The sequence below is a fragment of the Frankia tisae genome (genome assembly GCF_025403405.1).
Lineage (GTDB): Bacteria > Actinomycetota > Actinomycetes > Frankiales > Frankiaceae > Frankia > Frankia tisai.
In genome coordinates this window covers 1-2,518 of sequence record NZ_JANEZT010000588.1, presented here as the reverse complement: position 1 = coordinate 2,518, position 2,518 = coordinate 1, and the positions used below count along the sequence as shown (strand labels likewise).

The following is a 2,518-nucleotide window of genomic DNA, read 5'->3' as shown; positions in this document are numbered from 1 at the left end:
GGCGGGGAAGCGCCCTCAGCGGTCCTCGAACTGGCGCAGGAACGCCTTCCGCTCGGCGGTCGCCCGGTTGACCAGAACCTCGGCCCGGGCGAAGGCGTCGTCGTCGAGTAACAGCTCCCCGCAGTACCCGTCGACAAGGCCGGCCAGGGTCAGCAGGATCGCGCGCAGCTCGGCCGGGGTCGCTGCGATCCACGGACAGGCGTTCTCCCGCATTCCGTAAACCGTGTGCAGAATGTCCTGGACGCTGAGCGCACGTGGCCGGGGTGCCGGCACGCCGTCGGCGGCCGGCCCGGAATCAGTGTCGGACCACATCCCGACCCGAGCGCCGAGAGCCCAGGACGTCCACGGATCGCAGGCGACGTCGAACATGCGCCGGCCGCCCCGGAACTGGACATACCAGCAGGTCCGGGTGGCGAGGAAAAGCCCGTACTTCTCGGCCAGCGGCTCCAGGATCTCCATCGCTGCCAGGTCGAACTCGGCTCCGGCTCGCCCGCCGGCGGCGCCGTCGCCGTGCCCGTGTCGCATCGCCAGTCACCTCAGCCTTCCGGTCCGAGCTCCCGCCAGTCGGTTGCGCGGGCACGACGGGGCATGCCTGCGCCGCCGGGTCGCGCCTGCGACGCCGCCGGCCTCGGGAACCCGCGCTGAACTTTAGAAGACAACCGGGGATCGTGTAGCGGAAATCGAGCCGCTTGTCCGCCGGCTCGTGGATTGTTGGCCCGTCCGGCCGGCGCTGCGCAGGTCAGCCACTTCCGGATATCCGAAACGGGACGACAAACAGGTCACGAGTCGGGCGTGGTTGGCCCCCGAACGCGAAAGAGAGCCGCAGGTCAGCCCGCCGTGCCAGAACCCCGGAACCCGATCGTGACCAACCGGGAACGCCTCGCAGGCGCCACGACGACCCGATGGTTCCACCACGAACGAGCTATCCAGGGACCACTAAAGACCCACGGATCACCTCCTCGGAAAGGGCGATCCACTCCGGGCACCGACGGCGCGCCGGGGTCGCGCACCGGACAGAAAGCAGGCAGGAAACGGTGGTCACATGCCGGCACGGCCTCGATAGCATCGCCGCAATCACCGCGCCGGCACATCCGTCCCGGGCGGGCCGGCGACCAGGACCGGCTCGCCTCGGACGAGTTGGGCGCGGCGCCCGGTCGGGGAGCCGGACCCGCAAACCCTGGGAGTACAGATGACCTCGCCATGGCAACCGCAGGATCAGCCGTACGGCTTCCAGGAAGGGCAGCCCGAGCACCCCGACCAGAAGCCCGCATCCGAGGGCCAGCCCGGATACCCCGAGCAGCAGCCGCCCGGCCACCAGCCGGGCTACCCGAACCAGCAGGAAATCCACCCGGGCCAGGAGGGCTACCCGGGCCCGCAGCCCGACTCCTCCGGCCAGCCCGGATACCAGGACCAGCCAGGCCAGCCGGGTTATCCGGGTTATCCGGGCCAGCAGGGTTATCCGGGATACCAGGGCCAGCCAGGCCAGCCGGGTTATCCCGGCCAGCCGGGATACCAGGGCCAGCCGGGATACCAGGGGCAGCCCGGTTATCCGGGGCAGCCAGGTTTCCAGGGGCAGCCCGGCTACCCCGGTTACCCGGGACAGCCCGGTTACCCGGGACAGCCCGGTTACCCGGGACAGCCGGGATATCCGGGTCGGATGGGCTACGGTCCGCCGCCGGGCTATGGCGGCACGGCACCCTACGACCCCTCCGCTCCGTTCGGCCGGCACCCGTTGACCGGAGAGGCATACTCGGACAAGCAGAAGATCACCGCCGGAGTGCTGCAGATCGTGCTCGGCGCGTTCGGCGCCGGCCGCTGGTACCTTGGCGACACCGGGATCGCGCTGGCGCAGCTGTTCACCTGCGGCGGGCTGGGCATCTGGGCGCTGATCGACGGCGTGATGATACTGATAGGCAACGTTCGCGACCAGTACGGCCGGCCGCTGCGTGACTGACCGACCCCCGTCCCCGGGATCCGCCGGCGTCCCATGCGGGTCGCAGCCCTCGAACCAGCCCGCCTCGCAACCATCCACGCCGCAACCATCCACGCCGACGCCATCCACGCCGACGCCGCCCAGTTCGCGTCGGCGCCGCGCCGCGGCCTGGGGCGTCGTCGCGGCGGCCGTGGCCGGCCTGGCCTACCTGGCCGGCCACGATCCGCACGACCCGTCGACGGCGATGCCCGGCTGCCCCGTGCACCATGTCACCGGCCTGGACTGCCCGGCCTGCGGGACCCTACGTGCCACCTACGACGTGCTGCATGGACGGTGGGCGGCGGCCGGCCACGACAACATGTTCGTGCTGGCCTGCGCTCCGCTGCTCGTCGGCCTGCTGGCCCGCCAGGCCCGGGCGGTGCGCGACGACCGGTACGCCCCCCTGCCCGCGCCGCTGGCCTACGGGCTCGGCGGCGCCGCGCTGGTCTGGATGGTCGTGCGCAACCTGCCCGGATGGCCGCTCACCCCCGGCTCGCACGGTTGATCGCACCCTGCCGAACGGGGCGGGTGGTACGAGGGGAGCTG

At 71.6% G+C, this 2,518-nt stretch carries 3 protein-coding genes; 2 read left to right on the top strand and 1 reads right to left on the bottom strand.

The window, feature by feature from the left end:
• Positions 1-15 precede the first annotated feature (15 nt).
• On the bottom strand, positions 16-525 hold the full coding sequence (locus tag NBZ85_RS30190; protein ID WP_261560628.1) for a hypothetical protein: 510 nt from the start codon (positions 523-525) through the stop codon (positions 16-18).
• A gap of 664 nt (positions 526-1,189) precedes the next feature.
• Between NBZ85_RS30190 and NBZ85_RS30185 the strand changes: the two genes are divergently transcribed.
• Together NBZ85_RS30185 and NBZ85_RS30180 are read left to right on the top strand one after the other, a co-directional pair.
• Positions 1,190-1,954: an NINE protein gene (locus NBZ85_RS30185; RefSeq protein WP_261563327.1), complete on the top strand. Its 765-nt coding sequence runs from the start codon at positions 1,190-1,192 to the stop codon at positions 1,952-1,954.
• Between the two features lie 169 nt (positions 1,955-2,123).
• Entirely contained in the window at positions 2,124-2,477 is a 354-nt protein-coding gene (locus NBZ85_RS30180) for a DUF2752 domain-containing protein (RefSeq protein WP_261560626.1), read from the top strand.
• Positions 2,478-2,518: the final 41 nt, after the last annotated feature.

What these genes read in the sequence shown, in the direction of transcription:
- NBZ85_RS30190 (WP_261560628.1), bottom strand. Translation starts at nt 525, where the DNA reads ATGCGACACGGGCACGGCGACGGCGCCGCCGGCGGGCGAGCCGGAGCC.
- NBZ85_RS30185 (WP_261563327.1), top strand. Translation starts at nt 1,190, where the DNA reads ATGACCTCGCCATGGCAACCGCAGGATCAGCCGTACGGCTTCCAGGAA.